Genomic DNA, 17,849 nt, shown 5'->3' on the forward strand with positions numbered 1-17,849 from the left:
ATTGTGCCGAGGGGCGGGGCGCCGGGCCCTCGCCGCAGGCCCGTCAACACGTTCAGCCGCAGTTGGGGTCGGTCCGGCGACGGGTGGCGGGAGTGCGGGAAGTAGGTCGCGCGGAGGCGTCAAATTCCGGACATCGGCTTTCGGCATAAGTCGTGACCGGCGGGGGAGAAAATGCTCATGCGGATCACCCCGGGGCCAAATTTACGCGCATTCACCACGACGTTATCAGTCGGCCGTAATGCGCGCGCCCACGCCCGGTAACGCGGTTTATCCGGAAGATCCGGGCCACGAAATTCCGGGGCCGGAGGGCTGCTCCACCGGGGCGCAGCTGTTACAGCGCCTGGTGATGCTGCGCAGGTGGTCGGGGCAGCCGTCGCTCCGCCGGCTCCGCATCCTCGGCGGCTCGGTGGAGCTGGTGGACGGCACCTGGGTCGACGTGCTCCCGGAGACGACGGTCTCGGCGGTGCTCCGCGGCCACAGCCCGCGCGGCCTGCCGCGGCTGGCCGTGGTGGAGGCGTTCGTACGGGCCTGCCTGTTGTCCTGCGGTCAGCAGCGGCACGCGGCCGAGCAGGTGCGACGGTGGCGCCGGGCCTGGCGGGCACTGGCGGCCGGCAAGGAGGGGGCACCCACCCCGCCCGGGCGGGCACCCACGCCGCCCAGGCGGGATGTGGCGTCCGGCGGGTGGGATGCCGCGCCGCCCGGAGGGGATCGGGCGCCTACCGGACGGGCGCCCGCGCCTCCCGGACGGGATTCGGCGTCTGCCGGGCGGGGGCCGGTGTGCGGTGGATGGGATCCGGCCCTCGCCGGGTGGGATCCGGCGCTGCCGGTGCCGCGTCAGTTGCCGCGTCCGATCCGTGGGTTCGCCGGGCGGGAGCCGCAGCTGGCCCAGATGGAGGAGTGGTCGCGCCGGCCGTACGACGACTCGGCGCCCGGCCCGCTCATCCTCGTGACCGGACCGCCGGGGATCGGCAAGTCGGCGCTGGTCGTCCAGTGGGCGCACCGGTCGGCGGCACGGTTCCCCGACGGCCAGCTTTACACCGATTTATCGGGAAATGCTGAGGCGTATCCGGTGATCATCAGGTTCCTGCGCGCACTGGGCGTCCGGTTGATGCCCGACGACGAGGAGGAGGCCTCCTGCCTGTACCGGAGCGTGCTGGCCGGCAAGCTGATGCTGGTCGTGCTGGACAACGCCCGGTCCTTACGGCAAGTACGCCCCCTCCTGCCCGGCTCGCCCACGTGCACGGTCCTCGTCAGCGCGCGGACGTACCTGTCTGACCTGGTGATCCGGGAGGGCGCGCTGCCGATGGAGCTGAGCACGCTGAGCGACCACGACGCGTTCAGGGTGCTGTCCGCCGCGCTCGACGTCGAGTTCGCGCACCGGGACCGGGAAGCGTGCCGCCCGTACGTGGTCGAGGCCGGCGGCTCACCGCTCGCCCTGCGGATCCTGGCCGAGAGCCTGATCCGCGAGCGCAACGTACCGAGGCTGAACGCCTGAGAGCGCGAACACCCCGGCGGCCAGCAGCCCGCACAGCGCCGCCCCCGTGACCACGGCCGTCACCGGCGCGAACTCGGCGGCCAGCCCGGCCACGGCGAAGCCGAGCCCCTGGAAGAACATCATCCACGAGGCCCGCACGCCCAGCGCCCGCGCCAGCAGCTCCTTCGGCGCGGCGTCCAGGAGCGTACGATCCAGGCCGAGCTGGAAGGAGGCGCCCAGGCCCGCGACGAACAGCAGCCCCGCCGCCAGGGGAATCGGCGGCCGGAACGCGAAGGCGAGCAGGGGCAGGAAGCACAGCGCGGCCAGCGCCGCCATCAGCCTGACCTGCCGCCCGGCGGACAGCGTCCAGTTCCCGGCGAACTCGGCGACCACCGTGCCCAGCGGCAGCGCGGTCAGGAGCAGCCCGGCGCCCACGGTGTCGTTCGCCGACAGCTCCGCCGCGTACGGCACCGCCAGCGCCTCGGGCGCGACCGCGAACGCGGGCACCGCCCACCCGAACACCAGCAGCCGCCGCAGCGGCCGGACCGCCATGAGCCGGCCGATCCCCGACAGCGAGTCGCGCACCAGCGACTGCCCCGAGCCCGCGGTCGGTGGGCGCTCCCGCGTGCCGAAACGCAGCAGCGCCGCGGAGAGGCCGAAGGACACGGCGTCGGCCAGCAGCAACGTGCCGGGCGAGACCACGGTCAGCGCGACGCCGCTCACCGCGAAGCCGCCGATCTGCGCGACCTGCGCCACGACCCGCATCAGGCTGCGGCCGGGCACGTACGCGTCGCCCGGCAGCACCTGCGGCATCGTGGCCGCCCGCGCGCCGCCGAACACCGGCCGGATCAGCCCCAGCACGAACCCGAGCGCCAGCAGCGCCGCCGTCGGCGCGCCGGGCACCGCCATCGCCGCCGCCAGCACCGCCGAGACCAGGTTGCAGCCGACCAGCAGCCGCCGGTTCGGCACCCGGTCCACCAGCGCCGACAGCAACGTCCCCGCGACCAGCTGCGGCAGCATCGGCAGCGCGAACGTCACGGCGGCCAGCAGCGGCGAGTCGGACCGTACGTAGACCAGCACGGTCAGGGCGAGCTGGGCCAGGACGCTCCCGGTCATCGACACGATGTGCGCGACGAAGATCGCGCGGAACTCGGCGATGGCCAGGGCGTCCCGGAAGCGGCCGGCCGGGGCCGTCATGCCCCCACCACGGTCCGTCCCGCGTGGGTGCGCGTCATCCTGACCCGCAGCGCCAGCGGCTCCAGCACGGGACCGGCCACGGCGTCGGAGTCCTGCAGGTCGACCCCGTCGATGTCGTAGTGGGCCGCGATGTGCGCGGCCCCCACGATGGCCTGGTAGACGCCCAGGTGCATGCCGAGGCACACCCGCGGCCCGGCGCCGAACGGGAAGTAGGTGAACCGGGGCTGCTGCGTGGGCTCGAACCACCGCTCCGGGCGGAACTCCTCCGCGTCCGGCCAGTAGCGGGGGTCGCGGTGGATGAGGTACGGGCTGAACCGCACGTCCATGCCGGGCCGCAGGGCGTAGCCGCCGAGCGTGCAGGGCTTGCGCACCTTGCGTCCCATGAGCCAGGTCGGCGGGTAGAGCCGCATGACCTCCTTCGTCACCGCGTCGGCGTACGGCAGGCTCCGCTCGTTGCCGAGGCCGCCGGACTCGGCGATGACGGCCAGCGCCTCGTCACGCAGCCGCCGCCGGACCTCCGGCCGCCGGGCCATCTCCCGGATCACCCACGCCATCGTCGCCCCCGGAGAGCCGAACGACGCGAGGATCATCGACGCCAGGAAATTGACGGCCTCGTCCTCCGAAGGCATGTCGGGGTCGTCGGCGAGCAGCAGGTCGATGAGGTCTTCGGGCGTTTCGTGCGGCGCGGCCCTGCGCTGCCGGAACTTCTCGGTGATGGCCGCCTGCACCCCGGCCTCGGCCCGCTGCACCCGCCTGATGGACGGCAGCGGCAGCCAGCTCGGGAAGGTCAGGCTGGAGTCCATGAACGGTAGCGCCAGCCCCGAGCGCCGCTCCGCTGCGGCGAAGGGGTCCTCGTTGTCCGGGCCGAAACAGAACATCGCCGAGAGCTTGGCGCTGTAGCTCCGCATGAACGGCACCACGTGGAAGGCCCGGCCGGAAAGCGCCGCGAGGCGTTCGTCGAGCAGGTCCGTCACCCGGTGCCCGTGGGATCTGACGATGTTCCTGGTCATCCCGTGCCAGGCACGGCCCCGGGCCCGCATCCAGCCGTCCAGGTGGTCGCTCACCTCCTGGTCGGAATGCCGGGCCGGGAACAGCGGCTCCTCGGTGAGAAACAGCTCGTTCGACTTCTTGAACAGCTCGCCGATCAGCTCGGGGTCGGCCACGAAGACGGTGGCCGGGCTGAAGGTGAAGATGTCGCCGTATTCGGCCTGGCAGCGCCGGAGAAATCCGATCCGGTCCCGGTCGTAATCGTAGGAGTTGCCGACGGGCCAGCGTCCGCGCGGCCCCGGCGGCATTTTGTCGGCACGCCATTCTCCGACACCTCCTTTCCGCGTGAAGACCGACGCGGCCTTATTCGCCCGGTCGCGCCCCCCATTTGATTTCCCTGGTCACCGGGGCGCAAGGGCTCGCACGGAACGGCAGGCATCCGCACGGATCAGCACGTTTCATAAAAAGCTCAGGCCGTCCGGGCCGCCACGGTGCGCCAGCCGAAGGCGACGGCGCCGGTCAGGAGCGCCACTCCGGACAGCACGCCGCTGACGAGCGGCACCCAGTCGACGGCGCCCGCCGACACCAGGATCAGGCCGGCGACGCCGAGCAGGGTGAGGACGACACCGGGTACGGCGATGCCCCGGTCCTTCCAGATCGGCGCCAGGGCGACGAAGTGCACACCGACCACGAACGCGACCCAGGCCACGTTGGCCTGCTCGGGAAGCCCCCAGGCGGCCAGCACCCGGAGCCCGCCGAAGAGCAGGACCGCCTCCGCGGCGACGACGATCAGGTAGCCGCGGCCGAACATGTTCCCCCGCCGGCCCGGCTCGCCTGTGTGATGCCTCCGGGCCGCGACGAACCACATGGCGACGACACTCGCGGCCGCCAGGCAGGCGGCCGCCCGCAGGAGGTTCACGGTCACGGCGTTGAGCGGGCTCTGCGCGTTGACGACGACGAAGACCGCGCCGAAGACCGCGCCGACCAGCAATCCAGTCATGCGTTGCATGACGTTCATTGAAGTCTGCGCAGGAGGCCGCCCGCATGGGGGCTGGGGCGAGGACGGGGTAGTCCTGGCCCTACCCCGCCGCGCCGCGCAGGTAGGCGAGCACCGCCAGCACCCGCCGGTTGTCGTCGGCGGTCGCGGGCAGTTCGAGCTTGGCGAACACCCCGGCCACGTGCTTGCCGACGGCCGCCTCGGTGATCGACAGGGCGCGGGCGACGGCGCTGTTGGAGCGCCCCTCGGCGATCAGCGCGAGCACCTCGCGCTCCCGCTGGGTCAGCCGGTGCGTCGGCTCGGTGATCTCCCTGGCCCTGGCCCAGGTCTGCTCGAACAGGTCGATGAGGGTGGCGATCAGGCTCTGCTGCCTGATCACCAGGGCCCCCGGCGAGTAGGGGACGGGGGTGATGCGGAGGAAGGCCACCGTGCGGTCGAAGATGAGCAGTTGCTGGATCGGCTCGTCGATGACCCGGTGCAGGTCACCGGTGGCGTGCAGCTCCCTGATCCGGGCGGCCTTGCGGGGGTCGTCCAGGACGCTCGCGTGCACGATCGTGCGCATCGTCATGCCGCGCCGCAGGGCGTCGAGCACGCTGCGCCGGCTCTTCTGCTCGTCGCGGCCCTGCTCCGACGAGCCCACCGGGTGCATGGCGCGCAGCTCACCGGCCGTGCGCACGGCCTGCGCGATCTGCTCCCGTACGAGCTCGCTGTCGTCCACCCGCTCGACGTCGACGGGGATGCCGCGCAGCTCGCCCACCACCTCTTCCAGCCGATGGGCAAGCTCGACCAACGACACGCTCTCGTTCACACGACCTCTCATCCGCCCGCACCGCCGTACTGGGACATTCTGACCGGTCCCCCGCCCGCCGCGCGAACGCGGCGGGAGTTACAAGCGGGGTCCAAGTGACCCCCAAGACGGGCCGGAGAGCATGGTCCCTCCTCTGTGGAAAGAAAGGGACCCCCGATGAGAAGGACAGCGTTGCTGCTGGGTGCCGTGCTGCTCAGCGGCCTGCTGGCCGCCCCTCCGGCGCTCGCCGCCCCCGCGATCAAGACGGTCGTGGCCAAGGTCAGGGCGAGCCCCGCCAAGCAGTCCGGCGCCTGCCCCACCACGGTCGGCTTCTCCGCCGTGGTCGCGGCCAAGGGCCGGGGAACCGTGCGTTACCGCTGGGTACGCGGTGACGGCAGCAAGGGCGCCATCAGGAGCTTCCGCGTCAAGGGCACGCGCAAGGTGGTCGTGACCGACCGCCAGACGTTCGACCGGAGCACCACGGGCTGGCAGGCCGTGGAGGTCCTCGGCAGGAAGGGGCTGTCGGCCAAGGGCCGCTTCAGCGTCGCGTGCGCGGGCCCCGTCGAGGTGTGGGACGGCGCCCACCTGCTGCCCGCCGCGCCCGGCCGGCCGCCGGTCGCCGCGGCCGACGTCACGGCCGGGCCGGCGAGCCAGCGTGGCGCCTGTCCCACGACCGTGACGTTCACGGGCACCGTCCAGGTGTCGCGCACGCCCGCCAAGGTCGACTACCAGTGGATCGACGGCAGCGCGGGGGAGGGGCGGCCCGAGTCGCTCTACTTCGCGGCGGGCGGGCCCCGTACGCGGCAGGTGACGCTGCCGCTGTCCGTGGGCAGCTCCACCAGCGGCTGGAAGGCCATCCGCATCCTCGACGCGGGCGGCCACGACTCGCGACGGGCCGCCTACCAGGTGATCTGCACCACCACTCCGACCCGGCCGCCGACCACCCCGCCTCCGACCTCTCCGCCGCCCACCTCTCCACCCCCGACGTCTCCGCCGCCCACCACTCCGGCGCCGACCCACACGACGGAGCCGCCCGCGCAGCAGGCGGTGCCGCGGATCGTCGACGTCACCCCCGGCGACTACGAGGGCAGCTGCCTGGAGCCCGTCCCGTACCAGGCCACCGGCCGCCTCTCGCTCCCGGCCGGCCCGGCGCGGAAGGTCACGTACTGGTGGATCCTCGACGGCGCCAAGTGGGCGCCGCAGACCGTCGACTTCCCCGCCGGCGACCAGCCCCGCACCCGTGACGTGTCCGCCACCTGGAGCCTCGACTCCGCCCGGAACGGCGCCCACACGCTCGGCCTCGCGGCCGACGGCGGAACGGCCGAGCGCACGTTCTCCTTCGCCTGCGCCGACGAGGGCGGCGACGCCAAGCTGACCTTCGAGTACCTGCTGACGTCCCACTTCACCGGCCAGTGCGACGGCTCGTTCACCCTGCGGGCGGACGCCATGGTCGTGACGGATCGTGTTGCCGTCGTCAAGTACCGCCTGGTCGTCGACGGCAAGCCGGGCCCGCTCAGGACCGCCGAGCTCAAGCCCGGCGTACGGAGCAGGATCGGCGACTTCTGGTACAGCGACGCCAGGTTCAGCGGCTCCGGTGTCGTCCGCCTGGAGATCCTGAACCATGACAAGCCCGCCGGGCAGGAGTCCTACACCTGGACGTGCGTGGCGCCCGACCCGTCGCCGGGCACGGTGCAGATCACCGAGATCGAGTCGGTCGGCTACTACGGGGACTGCGTGGCCGACCCGTACCTGACGGCGTTCGGCGAGTTCAAGGCACCGGCGGGAACGGAGGTCACCTACCGCTGGGTGATCGACGGCCAGGCCGGGCAGACCTTCACCCACACGCTCCCGGACGGCGGGGTCCTCGGCATCCAGGCGTTCGGCTTCAGCCGGGCGGCCAGGACCGACGGCACGGTCAAGATCGAGGTCCTGAACCACAACCAGCCGACGGCGCAGACCACCTATCCCATCCGCTGCCGGAAATGACGGACCGTGCGCGCCGTCGCCAGGAAGCCTTTCTGGCGGCGGCGCGCGCACGCGCGCGCTTCGCCGACGAGGATCCAGTCTGGAAGACGACAGCTGCAGACAGAGGTGATCGTTGTGACTGACCTGTCCGGATTTCAGCATCCGCGCCTGGCCCGCATGTACGTCGAGACGTCCGCCGCCGCGGACCAGCGCGGTGGGCGGGAGCATCGCAGGCGGCTCCTGGACGGGCTCGAAGGCCGGGTGATCGAGATCGGCGCCGGCAACGGCCGGAACTTCGCCCACTATCCCAAGACGGTCACCGAGGTCGTCGCGGTCGAGCCGGAGGACACCCTGCGCCGGTTCGCCCAGGCCGAGGCAGCCTCGGCACCGGTGCCCGTGCGGGTCGTGGCCGGGCACGCGGAGGCGCTGCCGGGCGAGGCCCACGGCTTCGACGCCGCGGTGGTCTCGCTCGTGCTGTGCAGCGTGCCCTCACCGGCGGCGGCGCTGGCCGAGATCGCCCGGGTGCTCACGCCGGACGGAACCCTGCGCTTCTACGAGCACGTACGGTCGTCCAACCTGGCGCTCGGCCTGTTCGAAGACGCGATCACGCCGTTGTGGCGGCGCATGGCCGGGGGCTGTCACCCCAACCGCGACACGCTCGCCGCGATCCGGCGCGCGGGGTTCGCCGTGGAAGAGGTCGAGCGGTTCGCCTTCGCGCCGCAGCCGCCCGTCCCCGCCCTCGCGCACCTCATCGGCCGGGCTCGCCTGAACCTCTAGGCGCCGGCCAGGCCCGTAGGACTCGGCCGGATTCGGCTGTAGCGGTCGGTAGGCCGGGTCGCGGTCAGGGGCGGACCGCGCCGAGCAGGCGGGCGCGCCAGTAGTCGTCCAGGTTCACGACCTTGATGACGTCCCCGGTCTGCGGCGCGTGCACCATCTTCCCGTTGCCGGCGTACATGCCCATGTGCCCCAGCCCCTTGCTGAAGAGCAGGTCCCCGGGCTGCAGCGCGTTCAGGGGGACGCGGCGGGCGGAGCCCCAGCTCCACTGCGTCCAGGTCGTACGGGGCAGCTCGACCCCCGCCTGCCGCCAGGCGGCCTGGGTCAGGCCGGAGCAGTCGTAGGAGCCCGGCCCCGTGCCGCCGAACCGGTACGGCTTGCCCACCTGGGCGAAGGCGAACTGGAGCGCCGCGCGGGCGTTGCCGGAGGCCGGACCCGTGTACTTGATGCCGGGGCTGTTGGGGTCGCCGGTGTTGAAGGCGCCCAGCCTGCGCAGCAGCTTGGTCTGCTCGGCGATCAGCTTCTCGACCTTGGACTTCTCGTCGCTCACCTTGTCGCGCGCCGAGTCGGCCTCCGCCAGGGTGGTCTTGGCGTCGTTGCGCCGATCGCGCAGCTCCTTGGTGGCGGCCTGGTACGCGCGGATCTTGGCCGCCCGGGCCTGGGTCATCTCCTGGAAGGACGCCAGGCTGTTCAGGATCGCCCGGGGGTCGGCCTGGCCGGCGAACCGCTCCCACCCCCTCATCGGGCCGAACTGGTAGTCGCTGACGGCCAGCCGGACGAGGTCGTCGCGCAGGGCGCCGGCGCGGGCGTCCTTGAGGCCCAGCTCGGTGTTGAGCGCGTCGTACTTCTTCTTGGCCTTCTTGTACGCCTCCGTCGCCTGGTTGTAGCGCTCGACGACCTGGTCGGCCTGCTCGTTCAGCTTCACCAGCTTGGCGCGGGCCTTGGCCGGCGACGGCTCGGCCACGGCGACGACGGGAGTGGCGGCCAGCGCTAACACGGACAGGGCCGCGACCGCCGCCGTTCGTCCAAGCCTTGTCGGCACGGCCACTACGACGCCTCCTCGTAAATATCCAGAACCTGGGGCGAAATAGTACAGAAGTGAAAGGGGTGTCTGGTCTGTTTGGGCAATCGGAGATCCGGAACGGCTCGTACTACCTGTGCTAGGGGATGTTCCGCCGGTCCATGGGGAGATACGCGCACCGGGGCTTCGGCGTTCAACGGGCGGCTCGCGACGATGGGGCGAGTCGGGGCATCCACTACGATGCTTCATAGTTGCCCTGGTGTCCGGATGAACAGAACAGCCGCTGGCCATCCTGGAGCGAGTACTAAGGCCGGCAGGTGTGAGGAGGGGGAGCGCGTGACGCGGCGGTCGATTCTGCCCGGCCTCCCCTGGTTGCTGCCCCTGCTGCTCGCGCTCGGCGTGGCCGGCATGCACACGCTCGGGCATCTCGCCTCGCACCACGGCGTCGTCGCCGCTCAAGGCTCGCACGCCCACGCCGCTCCCGCGCAAGCTGTCGGCGAGGTTTTGGGGCAGGCTCCCGCGCAGGCTTCCGGGCAAGCTGTCGGGCAGGCTGCCGGGCAGGCTTTCGGGATGAACGCCGGGCATGACCGGGACGCGGTCTCGATCTGCTCGCAGGACGCGGCCGGGTTCGACCCGAGCGACGTGTGCCTGGCCGTGCTGACGTCGGTCATCGCGCTGCTGATCGCGGTCGTCTGGGCCGCCATGCTGCGATGGCGCGCGGGAATGGGCGGCTGGGCGTCCCGGGCGCGCACGGCGGCGAGGGCGCCGCCGCGCCGGCTGACGCCGAGCCCCGCAGTGCTCTCGGTGATGCGCATATAGGCCGAAATATCGGCGGACGGTCCGAGGGGCCGGTCCGCGATGACGGCCTGCGTACATCCATCACCGAAGGAAGCACCATGTTCACGAATATGAGGATCCCGGCTGCCACCGCGGCGGCCGGAGCCGTGCTCGCGCTGGTCGCCGGCTGCGGCGGCGCCGACAGCGGCTCGGCGGGGCCCGACATGGCCACCATGCACAGCAGCGCGCCCGCCACGACGACGACGGCCCCCGCCTCGCCGGCGGCGGAGTTCAACGACGCGGACGCGATGTTCGCGCAGATGATGATCCCGCATCACGAGCAGGCGGTCGAGATGGCCGACCTGGCCGAGACCCGGGCCTCCGACAAGGAGATCAAGGAGCTGGCCGCGAAGATCAAGGCCGCGCAGGACCCGGAGATCCAGACCATGAAGGGCTGGCTCGCCCAGTGGGGCAAGCCGCTGCCGTCCGGCGGCATGGACCACGGGATGGGTCATGACATGCCCGGCATGATGTCCGCGGACGACATGAAGAAGCTGGAGGCCGCCAAGGGCGCGGCGTTCGACCGGCAGTTCGCCGAGCTGATGATCGCCCATCACAAGGGGGCGATCGAGATGGCGCGTACCGAGCAGTCGCAGGGCTCCAACGCCGCGGCCAAGGAACTGGCGAAGACCATCGAAAGCGCCCAGCAGGCCGAGGTCGCCCAAATGCAGAAGATCCTCGACCGCCTCTAGACGCACCGGCTCCTAGACACACCGGCCCGCCGCCGCCCGGCACGGATCTCCGCGCCGGTGGCGGTGGGCATCGTCACGGCGCTCGCCGTGCCGGTGATGGTGGGCCACCGTACTCGCCATGCCGGTGGCGGCCGGTGTGGAGAGTCCGGAGTTCGAGTCTCTGGGGATAGACAGGATGTGGTGAACCTTTGTGTCGTCCGCTGAGGGGTGCTTGGAACCGAGGGGGACCCACAGTGATGGCTAAGCCAGCGAATCCAGCGCCGATCCGAGACCAACGGATTATGAGTCGGCTCGATTGGTGCCGCTCGGTGTCGCGGGATGACGTTTTCTATCGCTGTGTCCGCGATCATCCCTGTCATCGTGCCGAGAAGTGACAGTGGATGCCGCGCCGTATCCCGTACACGCGAGCAACCACCGAGCAACCATGCGTTCTTGACCATCGCCATTATGTGCCCGTTTGTCACCTTTCTCGACACCGCTGTGTAGGGTCGGGATTTCGTGACGAGGCCCAGCCCCACGGCAGATCGAACGCGTATGAGCAACCACCGAGCAGCCATCGGTAGGCGATGTGCGGCTGCTTGCCATCAGAAGTTGTAGTCGCTTCGAAAGTGATGCAGAGCCTGATTGACGTGCATGGATGTGGTTTTCGGCAGGCGCAGGCCTACGAGAACAGGCGTGCGGCGTGAAGCAGATCGTAGGCCGCGACCTGGCGGCCCAGCGTCACCCCGGCCTTGTCGGCGGAGCGGGTGTGGATGCCCGACCAGACTCGGGCGTCGACGTTCTCGTCGGTCAGGGCTTTCCACGTGGTGTAGGTGCGGGTGGCTCCGGGCGCGGTCGGGCTTGTGAGTGTGAACGGTTCGCGGGAGTGGGCACCGACCAGTGAGGTCAGCACCTGTTCGGCGGCGCCGGAGTAGGTGTTGTGTCCGCTCGGGTAGTCGGGGTGCGACGGTGTCGTGTGCAGCGGGGTCCAGGCCGGGTCCGAGGGGATGGAGGGGTGGCCGGTGTCGGCGGCGCGGATCGCGGTGACCGGACGCCACCGCAGATAGGTGTATTTGGTATCTGAGGTGGCGATCTGGGTGTCCACCAGTGCGACATGGAAGAGCGCGACGAGTTCGGCCTGCCTTGACGCCGGCCGGCGGGACTGGGCGAGGGCGGCACGCAGCACACCGTTGTAGAGGGTGAGTGAGGACCCTAGCCAAAACTGCGCGATGTCCGTCTGGGCCTGCGCGCGTTGAGTGCTGCTCGCGGCGCCGTAATCGCGTACTTCCTCTAGATCGGCTCGATATTGCGAAGAGCCGAGCGCGGGAGGCGGTCCCGGCCGGAACCGGTCGGCGCGGCTCAGGAGGAACGGCTTGGCGAACCTCGTCCCCGCCTGCGCGGCCGATCCGAAAGCAGGCGGTGTGGGTTGCCAGATCCCCGGTGCGGCTTGGGGAGCCGGGTACGGCGGGCTGACCGAGGCAGGGTCGAGACCGTCACCGGCCCGTTCCGCGAGCAGCGACGTCGCCTCATCTGCGCCTGCCGCCACGCCGCGATCCTTGGACGGGCCATCGGGAATGCGTGCCAGCGTCACCGCGAACGCCGCGTCGACCTCGGCGGTGCGGGCGGGGATCAGACTGACAAGTGAGGTGCGGACCGCGGAGGCGAGGGCGGCGTCCTGGAAGGCCCGCTGGTGGGGACCGGAGTGCAGGGCCCGGGCCGCGGACAGCCAGCTGATCGCCCACGTGCGGCTGTCGGTGACCTGCGTGGGAGATCCGGCGGCGGCGATGGTGGCGGCGGTGACGTCGTACCATTCCACCGCCACGTCGACGTCGGTGTGCCCGCGCGCCGGCCGGGCCGAGGCGAAGGCGGGTGCGCTAGTGATGGCTGTGCCGGTGGCGAGCACTACCGCCAGGACAGCGGAGCGCAGCCGGTGAGGTCGTACGGCTTGCTCGCGGAGTGAATGCTCTAACAAGGCGTTCCTTTCAGAGGAGTGGGGGATCGGGGACAGAGGACGGCGAGCGGTCGCAGCGAGTCAGACAGGCTCGTGGCCCGGGCGCCGCTCGCTGCCGAAAGAACTCGATCGCGCCGACGCCCGCGAAGCGCAGCGCGCCGAGCAGCACGAGGACGGCGAGAACGGTGGTGACGAGGCGAGGACGTTTCGTGGCGACGGAGATCAGCTGGCTTAAAAACCTATATAACAGGTAGGTTTTATGTCAATGGCCTATGCCGCTCCGCGGGGTTCCCGAGTGGACCAGCGTTGGCTATTGGAGCCGGGCGGCGCGGCTGAGCCGGGGGACGCTCTCGATCAGCCTGCGGGTGTAGGGATGCGCGGGCGAGCCCAGCACGCCGGCGGTGTCCCCCTGCTCGACGACGCGCCCGCCCTCGATGACCGCCGTCTCGGCGCACAACGCCGCCACCACACTGAGATCGTGCGAGACCACCACAATCGTCAGCCCGTGGCTCTCGCCGAGCCCGCCCAGCAACTCCACCACACGCAGTCTGGTCGACACGTCGAGCGCGCTGACCGGCTCGTCGGCGAGGAGCACCCGCGGACGGCACACGACGGCCCTGGCGATCGCCACGCGCTGCCGCTGACCGCCCGAGAACTCGTGCGGGTAGCGGCGGGCCGCGTCGGTCGGCAGCCCAACTGAGCGCAAGGCCTCAGCCACCCGCTCCGCCGCCTCGTCCCGTTTGGCCTTGCGGGAGCCCGGGGAGAGCAGGCCGAGCGCGCGCAGCGGCTCGGAGACGATCCTGCCGACCCGCTGGCGCGGATCGAGCGAGGAGTACGGGTCCTGGAACACCGGTTGCACCGCCCGTCTGAACGCGGGTTCGCGCGGGGCCAAGGGGGCGCCGCCGAAGAGCACCTGGCCGGTCGTCGGCCTGGCCAGGCCGAGCAGCAGCCGCAGCAGCGTGGTCTTGCCCGCGCCCGACTCGCCTACCAGCCCCAGGCCGCGCCCAGCCGTCACCGCCACCGAGACGCCCTCCAGCACCGGCCGCCCGCTTCGGTAGGCGAAGCCCACCTCGCGTGCCTCCAACAGAGTCTCGGTCATGGGACCAGCCGGTCCAGCTCGCCCTCCAGCGCCCGCGCGCTGCCCACGAGGGAGCCGGTGTAGGCGTGCCGCGGTTCGCGCACGATGTCACGCGTCCTTCCCGACTCCACCAGGGAGCCGTTCTCGAGTACCGCCACCCGGTCCGCCACGTCGGCGACGACGGCCAGGTCGTGGCTGATGAACAGCAGCGCCATGCCGCGTCCCGCCACCAGCCCGTCCAGCAGTGCCAGGATCTCGGCCTGCACCGTGACGTCCAGCGCCGTGGTCGGCTCGTCGGCGATCAGCACCCCGGGCTCACAGGCCAGGGCCATGGCGATGGCGACGCGCTGCCGCTGACCGCCGGAGAGCTCATGCGGGTAGGCGCGGGCGACCCGTTCCGGCAGCCGTACCTCCGCCAGGGCATCCAGGACGGCGGCTCGCAGCGGTGCGCCGCGTAGTCCGCGGCGACGGTGGAGCGGACCGGCGATCTGCCGTCCTACCCGCATCAGCGGGTCGAGGGCCGTCAGCGGCTCCTGGAAGACCACGCCGGCGGCCCGGCCCCGTACGCGATCCAGCCTCCTGTCTGCGGCGCCGATCACCTGCGTCCCGTCCAGCAGCACGCTGCCGTGCGCGGTCATGCCTGCGGGCAGCAGTCCCATGACGGCCAGCGCGGTCAGCGACTTGCCCGAGCCGGACTCGCCGATCAGGCCGAGCCGCTCGCCGGGGCCGAGCGTCAAGGACAGGTCGCGGACCAGTTCATGGCCGTCCGCGCGGCGCACCGAGAGGCCTGAGACCTCCAGCAGCGTCATCGGCTGCTCCTGCGGGTCGGGTCGGCCAGGTCGCGGAAGCCGTCGGCGACCAGGTTCACGCCCACGACGAGGACGACGAGCAGCACACCGGGCGCGATCGCGCCGGTCGGCGTGGTCAGCACGGTGGCCTGCGCCTCCTGCAACAGCCGGCCCCACGAGGCGTTCGGCGGCGGAGGGCCGAGCCCCAGGTACGACAGCGCCGCCTCCGCCAGCACTGCCAGCCCGAGCTGGAGGGCCAGGTTGACGAGCAGCGTCGGCCAGATGTTCGGCAGCACGTGCTCGGCCACGACCCGAGGCCACGAGGCGCCCGAGGTCCGCGAGGCCGTGACGTAGTCCTGCGTCAGCACCCGTTTCACCAGGACCCTGGTCAGCCGGGCCACGACGCCGGACATGGCCACCCCGATCGCCAGGATCGCCGACCCGAGCGACGCCTCGCGCGCCGCCACCACCAGCATGGCCAGCAGCAGCGTCGGGAACGCGATGACGATGTCGAGAGCGGCCGACAGCGCGTCGTCCAGCCAGCGCGTCGCGAAGCCCGCGACCAGCCCGGCCGCCACCCCGAGCAGGCCGCCGACGAGCACGGAGCCGATCCCGACCGTGAGCGCGATGCGGGCGCCCACCATGAGCTGGGTGAGCAGGTCGCGGCCGAGCTTGTCGGTGCCCAGCAGGTGCTCGCCGCCCGGCGGCGCGAGCCGGCCGCCCGAGGTGTCGGCGGGATCGTACGGCAGCCACACCAGCGACACCACCGCCACCGCGACCACCGCGCCCACCAGCACGCACCCGGCCACGAACGGCGCCCGCCCGCTCACGGCCGCCCCCCGCCGACGTGCGCCCGCAGCCGAGGGTCCACCAGCCGCTGGACGAGGTCGGCCGCGAAGCCGATCACCAGCACCGCGAACGTGCTGACCACCAGTACACCCTGGATGACCGGGTAGTCGTGCTCGGCGATGCCCTTGACCAGCATCGATCCCAGCCCCGGCAGCGTGAAGACGCTCTCCACCACCACCGCGCCGAGGAACGTCGTGGCCAGCTCGATGCCGAGGATCGAGATGACCGGCACCGAGGCGTTGCGCAGCCCGTGCCGCCACATCGCCCCGGCGAACGACTCCCCGAGCGCCCGCGCCGTACGCAGGTAGTCGCTGCCCAGCACGTCGAGCGTGGCCGAGCGGACGTACCTGATGAGCGAAGCCGACATGACCAGCGCGATTGTGACGACCGGCAGTGTCAGCGAGGTCAGCGCCCTGCCGGGCTCGGCCCAGTCGTCGCGCGGGAACCCGCCCGCCGGCAGCACGCGCAGCCGCAGCGCGAACACGGCCACCAGCAGCATCCCGATCCAGAACACCGGGACGGCGATGCCGAGCTGCGAGATCCCGTTGAGCAGCAGCCCGTACCAGCGGCCGGAGCGGCACGCGGCCACGAACCCGACGGGCAGTGCGACCGCCACCGCCAGCGCGAACGACAGCAGCGTCAGCGGCACGGTCACGGTCAGCCGCGCGGCGATCTCCGGTCCGACCGGCAGCCTGCTCACGAACGAGATGCCGAGATCCAGGCGGGCCAGCCCGGCCAGCCAGGAGCCGAACTGCTCGGGCAGCGGCAGGTCCGAGCCGATCTGGCGGCGCGCGGCCGCGATCTGCTCCGGCGTGGCGCCGACCGACAGCAGCGCGTTGGCCGGGTCGCCCGGCAGCAGCCGCAGCAGCACGAACAGCAGCGCGGCCGCGGCCACCAGCGACCCGAGCAGGAAGGCGGTACGGCGCAGCAGGTAAGGCGCCATCAACCCTTCTTGATCCCGTACGCGTAGAACTGCGAGTTCAGGCCGTTGATGGGGTAGCCCGACAGCTTCGACGAGGCCACGACGATCTGCGGGTAGAGGTAGAGCCAGTCGCTGGCCGCGTCCTCGGCGATCTTCCTGTTGGCCTTCTTCAGCAGCTCGGTCTGCTCCTCGGCGGTCTTGGCCTGCTCGGCCTGCGTCACCCAGTCGGTGACCTGCTTGTCGTCGTAACCCCAGTAGAAGTCCGGGTCGCCGTACCAGACCACGTCGCGGTCGTTGACGTGCTCCTGCAGCGTCGCGGCGAAGTCGCGGTTCTTGTAGACCTTCGTGTACCACTCGTCGGCGGTGATGACGTTGATGTCCACGGTGATGCCGACCTTGGCCAGCTCGCTCTTGATGAAGGTGGCGGCCGTCGGGTGCGGGTCGTAGTTGGGGGTGTCGAGCGTGAAGCGGAAGCCGTTGGCGTACCCGGCCTCGGCGAGCTGCTTCTTGGCCAGCTCGACGTCGTGGCGGTCGAGCGAAGTGAGGTCCTCGTACCACGGATCGGTGGGCGGGACCATCGAGCCGATGAGACTGCCGTGCCCGGCCCAGACCGACTGCAGCAGCTTGGCGTCGTCGATGGCCGCCGCGACGGCCTTGCGCACGAGCGGCTTGTCGAACGGGGCCTTCCTGTCGTTGAAGGCGAGCAGCAGCTTGGTGGTGGAGTGGCCGTCGCTGATCTTGTAGTCGGGGTTGCCGGTGAACTGGCCGAGCGCGTCGGGGCTCTGCTGGCTGGTGACGATGTCCACCGCGTCGGTCAGCAGCGCGTTGTTGAGCGCCGTGGCCTCGGTGAAGTAGTGGAAAACGACACCGCCGTTGGCGGGCTGCGAGCCCCAATAGCCGGGGAAGCGCTTCAGGCTGAGCGTGGAGCCGCGCTTCCACGAGCCCAGCGTGTACGGCCCCGTCCCGTCCTCGCCGGTGGCCAGGTCCTTGGCGGCGGTGTTGACGATCCACACGTAGCTCAGGTTGTACACCAGCGAGATCGACCGGCTCGACAGCTTGACCACGACCGTGGCGTCGTCCGGCGCCTCGACCGACGCGATGGCCTTGAGGTTGCTCTTGCGCGCCGATTGGGAATCCTCGGCGATGACCCGCTCGATGCTGTTCTTCACGTCGGCGGCGGTCAGCGCCTTGCCGGAGTGGAACGTCACGCCCTTGCGGATCCTGAAGGTATAGACGAGGCCGTCGTTGGAGACCTCGTGGCTCTCGGCCAGCAGGTTCTCCACCTTGCCTTGGTCGGTCAGTCTGAACAGCCCTTCGTACACGTTGCCGTTGAAGGCCTCCGTCACGCCCTGGCCGCCGCCGGCGGTGTTGTCGAGATTCTGGGGCTCGTACAGGGAGCCGATCTCGATCGTGGCGCCGGCGTCGGGCTTGGCGGACGAGCCGGCGGGCGCGCTCCCCGCGCCGGATCCGCAGGCGGCGAGGGCGAGGGTGAGCGCGGCCACGACACCGGCGAACTTGCTGGCCAACGTAACTCCAGGGGAAATCAGTAGG

At 71.2% G+C, this 17,849-nt stretch carries 16 protein-coding genes; 5 read left to right on the top strand and 11 right to left on the bottom strand.

Annotated features, from left to right (window positions below; genetic code table 11):
• Positions 1–346: 346 nt before the first annotated feature.
• Positions 347–1,495, top strand: a complete 1,149-nt coding sequence (locus ABZS69_RS51405; RefSeq protein WP_355387648.1) for an AAA family ATPase — start codon at positions 347–349, stop codon at positions 1,493–1,495.
• Here ABZS69_RS51405 and ABZS69_RS51410 read toward each other — a convergent pair.
• The 4 genes from ABZS69_RS51410 to ABZS69_RS51425 all read right to left on the bottom strand — a co-directional run bounded on the left by ABZS69_RS51410 (position 1,424) and on the right by ABZS69_RS51425 (position 5,475).
• Positions 1,424–2,671: an MFS transporter gene (locus ABZS69_RS51410; protein ID WP_355387651.1), complete on the bottom strand. Its 1,248-nt coding sequence runs from the start codon at positions 2,669–2,671 to the stop codon at positions 1,424–1,426. The genes ABZS69_RS51405 and ABZS69_RS51410 overlap by 72 nt on opposite strands.
• Entirely contained in the window at positions 2,668–3,966 is a 1,299-nt protein-coding gene (locus ABZS69_RS51415; RefSeq protein ID WP_355387654.1) for a cytochrome P450, read from the bottom strand. Before ABZS69_RS51415 ends, ABZS69_RS51410 begins: the two co-directional genes overlap by 4 nt.
• Positions 3,967–4,127: 161 nt before the next feature.
• On the bottom strand, positions 4,128–4,658 hold the full coding sequence (locus ABZS69_RS51420) for a hypothetical protein (RefSeq protein ID WP_355387657.1): 531 nt from the start codon (positions 4,656–4,658) through the stop codon (positions 4,128–4,130).
• A 79-nt stretch (positions 4,659–4,737) separates the two neighbouring features.
• Positions 4,738–5,475, bottom strand: a complete 738-nt coding sequence (locus ABZS69_RS51425) for a LuxR C-terminal-related transcriptional regulator (RefSeq protein WP_355387661.1) — start codon at positions 5,473–5,475, stop codon at positions 4,738–4,740.
• A 144-nt stretch (positions 5,476–5,619) separates the two neighbouring features.
• On the opposite strand from ABZS69_RS51425, the gene ABZS69_RS51430 reads away from it, so the two are divergent.
• Together ABZS69_RS51430 and ABZS69_RS51435 are read left to right on the top strand one after the other, a co-directional pair.
• Positions 5,620–7,428, top strand: coding sequence for a hypothetical protein (locus ABZS69_RS51430; RefSeq protein WP_355387664.1), 1,809 nt, complete (start codon positions 5,620–5,622; stop codon positions 7,426–7,428).
• Positions 7,429–7,542: 114 nt separating this feature from the next.
• Positions 7,543–8,184, top strand: coding sequence for a class I SAM-dependent methyltransferase (locus ABZS69_RS51435; protein WP_355387667.1), 642 nt, complete (start codon positions 7,543–7,545; stop codon positions 8,182–8,184).
• A gap of 64 nt (positions 8,185–8,248) precedes the next feature.
• On the opposite strand, the gene ABZS69_RS51440 is transcribed toward ABZS69_RS51435, so the two are convergent.
• Positions 8,249–9,223, bottom strand: a complete 975-nt coding sequence (locus ABZS69_RS51440) for an NlpC/P60 family protein (protein WP_355387670.1) — start codon at positions 9,221–9,223, stop codon at positions 8,249–8,251.
• 315 nt (positions 9,224–9,538) lie between these two features.
• On the opposite strand from ABZS69_RS51440, the gene ABZS69_RS51445 reads away from it, so the two are divergent.
• Positions 9,539–10,021 carry a hypothetical protein gene (locus tag ABZS69_RS51445; RefSeq protein ID WP_355387673.1) on the top strand — a complete coding sequence of 161 codons (483 nt, stop codon included), beginning with the start codon at positions 9,539–9,541 and terminating at the stop codon, positions 10,019–10,021.
• A gap of 89 nt (positions 10,022–10,110) precedes the next feature.
• Entirely contained in the window at positions 10,111–10,731 is a 621-nt protein-coding gene (locus ABZS69_RS51450; protein WP_355387676.1) for a DUF305 domain-containing protein, read from the top strand.
• Between the two features lie 661 nt (positions 10,732–11,392).
• Here the strand turns inward: ABZS69_RS51450 and ABZS69_RS51455 are convergent.
• The 6 genes from ABZS69_RS51455 to ABZS69_RS51480 form a co-directional block, all read right to left on the bottom strand.
• Positions 11,393–12,682, bottom strand: a complete 1,290-nt coding sequence (locus ABZS69_RS51455; protein WP_355387679.1) for a vanadium-dependent haloperoxidase — start codon at positions 12,680–12,682, stop codon at positions 11,393–11,395.
• A 289-nt stretch (positions 12,683–12,971) separates the two neighbouring features.
• Complete coding sequence (locus ABZS69_RS51460; RefSeq protein ID WP_355387682.1) at positions 12,972–13,760, bottom strand: ABC transporter ATP-binding protein; 789 nt, start codon at positions 13,758–13,760, stop codon at positions 12,972–12,974.
• Positions 13,757–14,548, bottom strand: coding sequence for an ABC transporter ATP-binding protein (locus ABZS69_RS51465; protein WP_355387684.1), 792 nt, complete (start codon positions 14,546–14,548; stop codon positions 13,757–13,759). Before ABZS69_RS51465 ends, ABZS69_RS51460 begins: the two co-directional genes overlap by 4 nt.
• Positions 14,545–15,357, bottom strand: a complete 813-nt coding sequence (locus ABZS69_RS51470; RefSeq protein WP_355387687.1) for an ABC transporter permease — start codon at positions 15,355–15,357, stop codon at positions 14,545–14,547. The genes ABZS69_RS51465 and ABZS69_RS51470 overlap by 4 nt, the downstream gene beginning before the upstream one ends.
• The gene (locus tag ABZS69_RS51475) at positions 15,354–16,319 is read right to left on the bottom strand and encodes an ABC transporter permease (protein ID WP_355387690.1); all 966 of its coding nucleotides are present in this window, start codon (positions 16,317–16,319) and stop codon (positions 15,354–15,356) included. Before ABZS69_RS51475 ends, ABZS69_RS51470 begins: the two co-directional genes overlap by 4 nt.
• Positions 16,319–17,824 carry an ABC transporter substrate-binding protein gene (locus ABZS69_RS51480; RefSeq protein ID WP_355387693.1) on the bottom strand — a complete coding sequence of 502 codons (1,506 nt, stop codon included), beginning with the start codon at positions 17,822–17,824 and terminating at the stop codon, positions 16,319–16,321. The genes ABZS69_RS51475 and ABZS69_RS51480 overlap by 1 nt, the downstream gene beginning before the upstream one ends.
• Positions 17,825–17,849 lie beyond the last annotated feature (25 nt).

This window comes from Nonomuraea sp. NPDC005650, from assembly GCF_040605375.1.
Lineage (GTDB): Bacteria > Actinomycetota > Actinomycetes > Streptosporangiales > Streptosporangiaceae > Nonomuraea.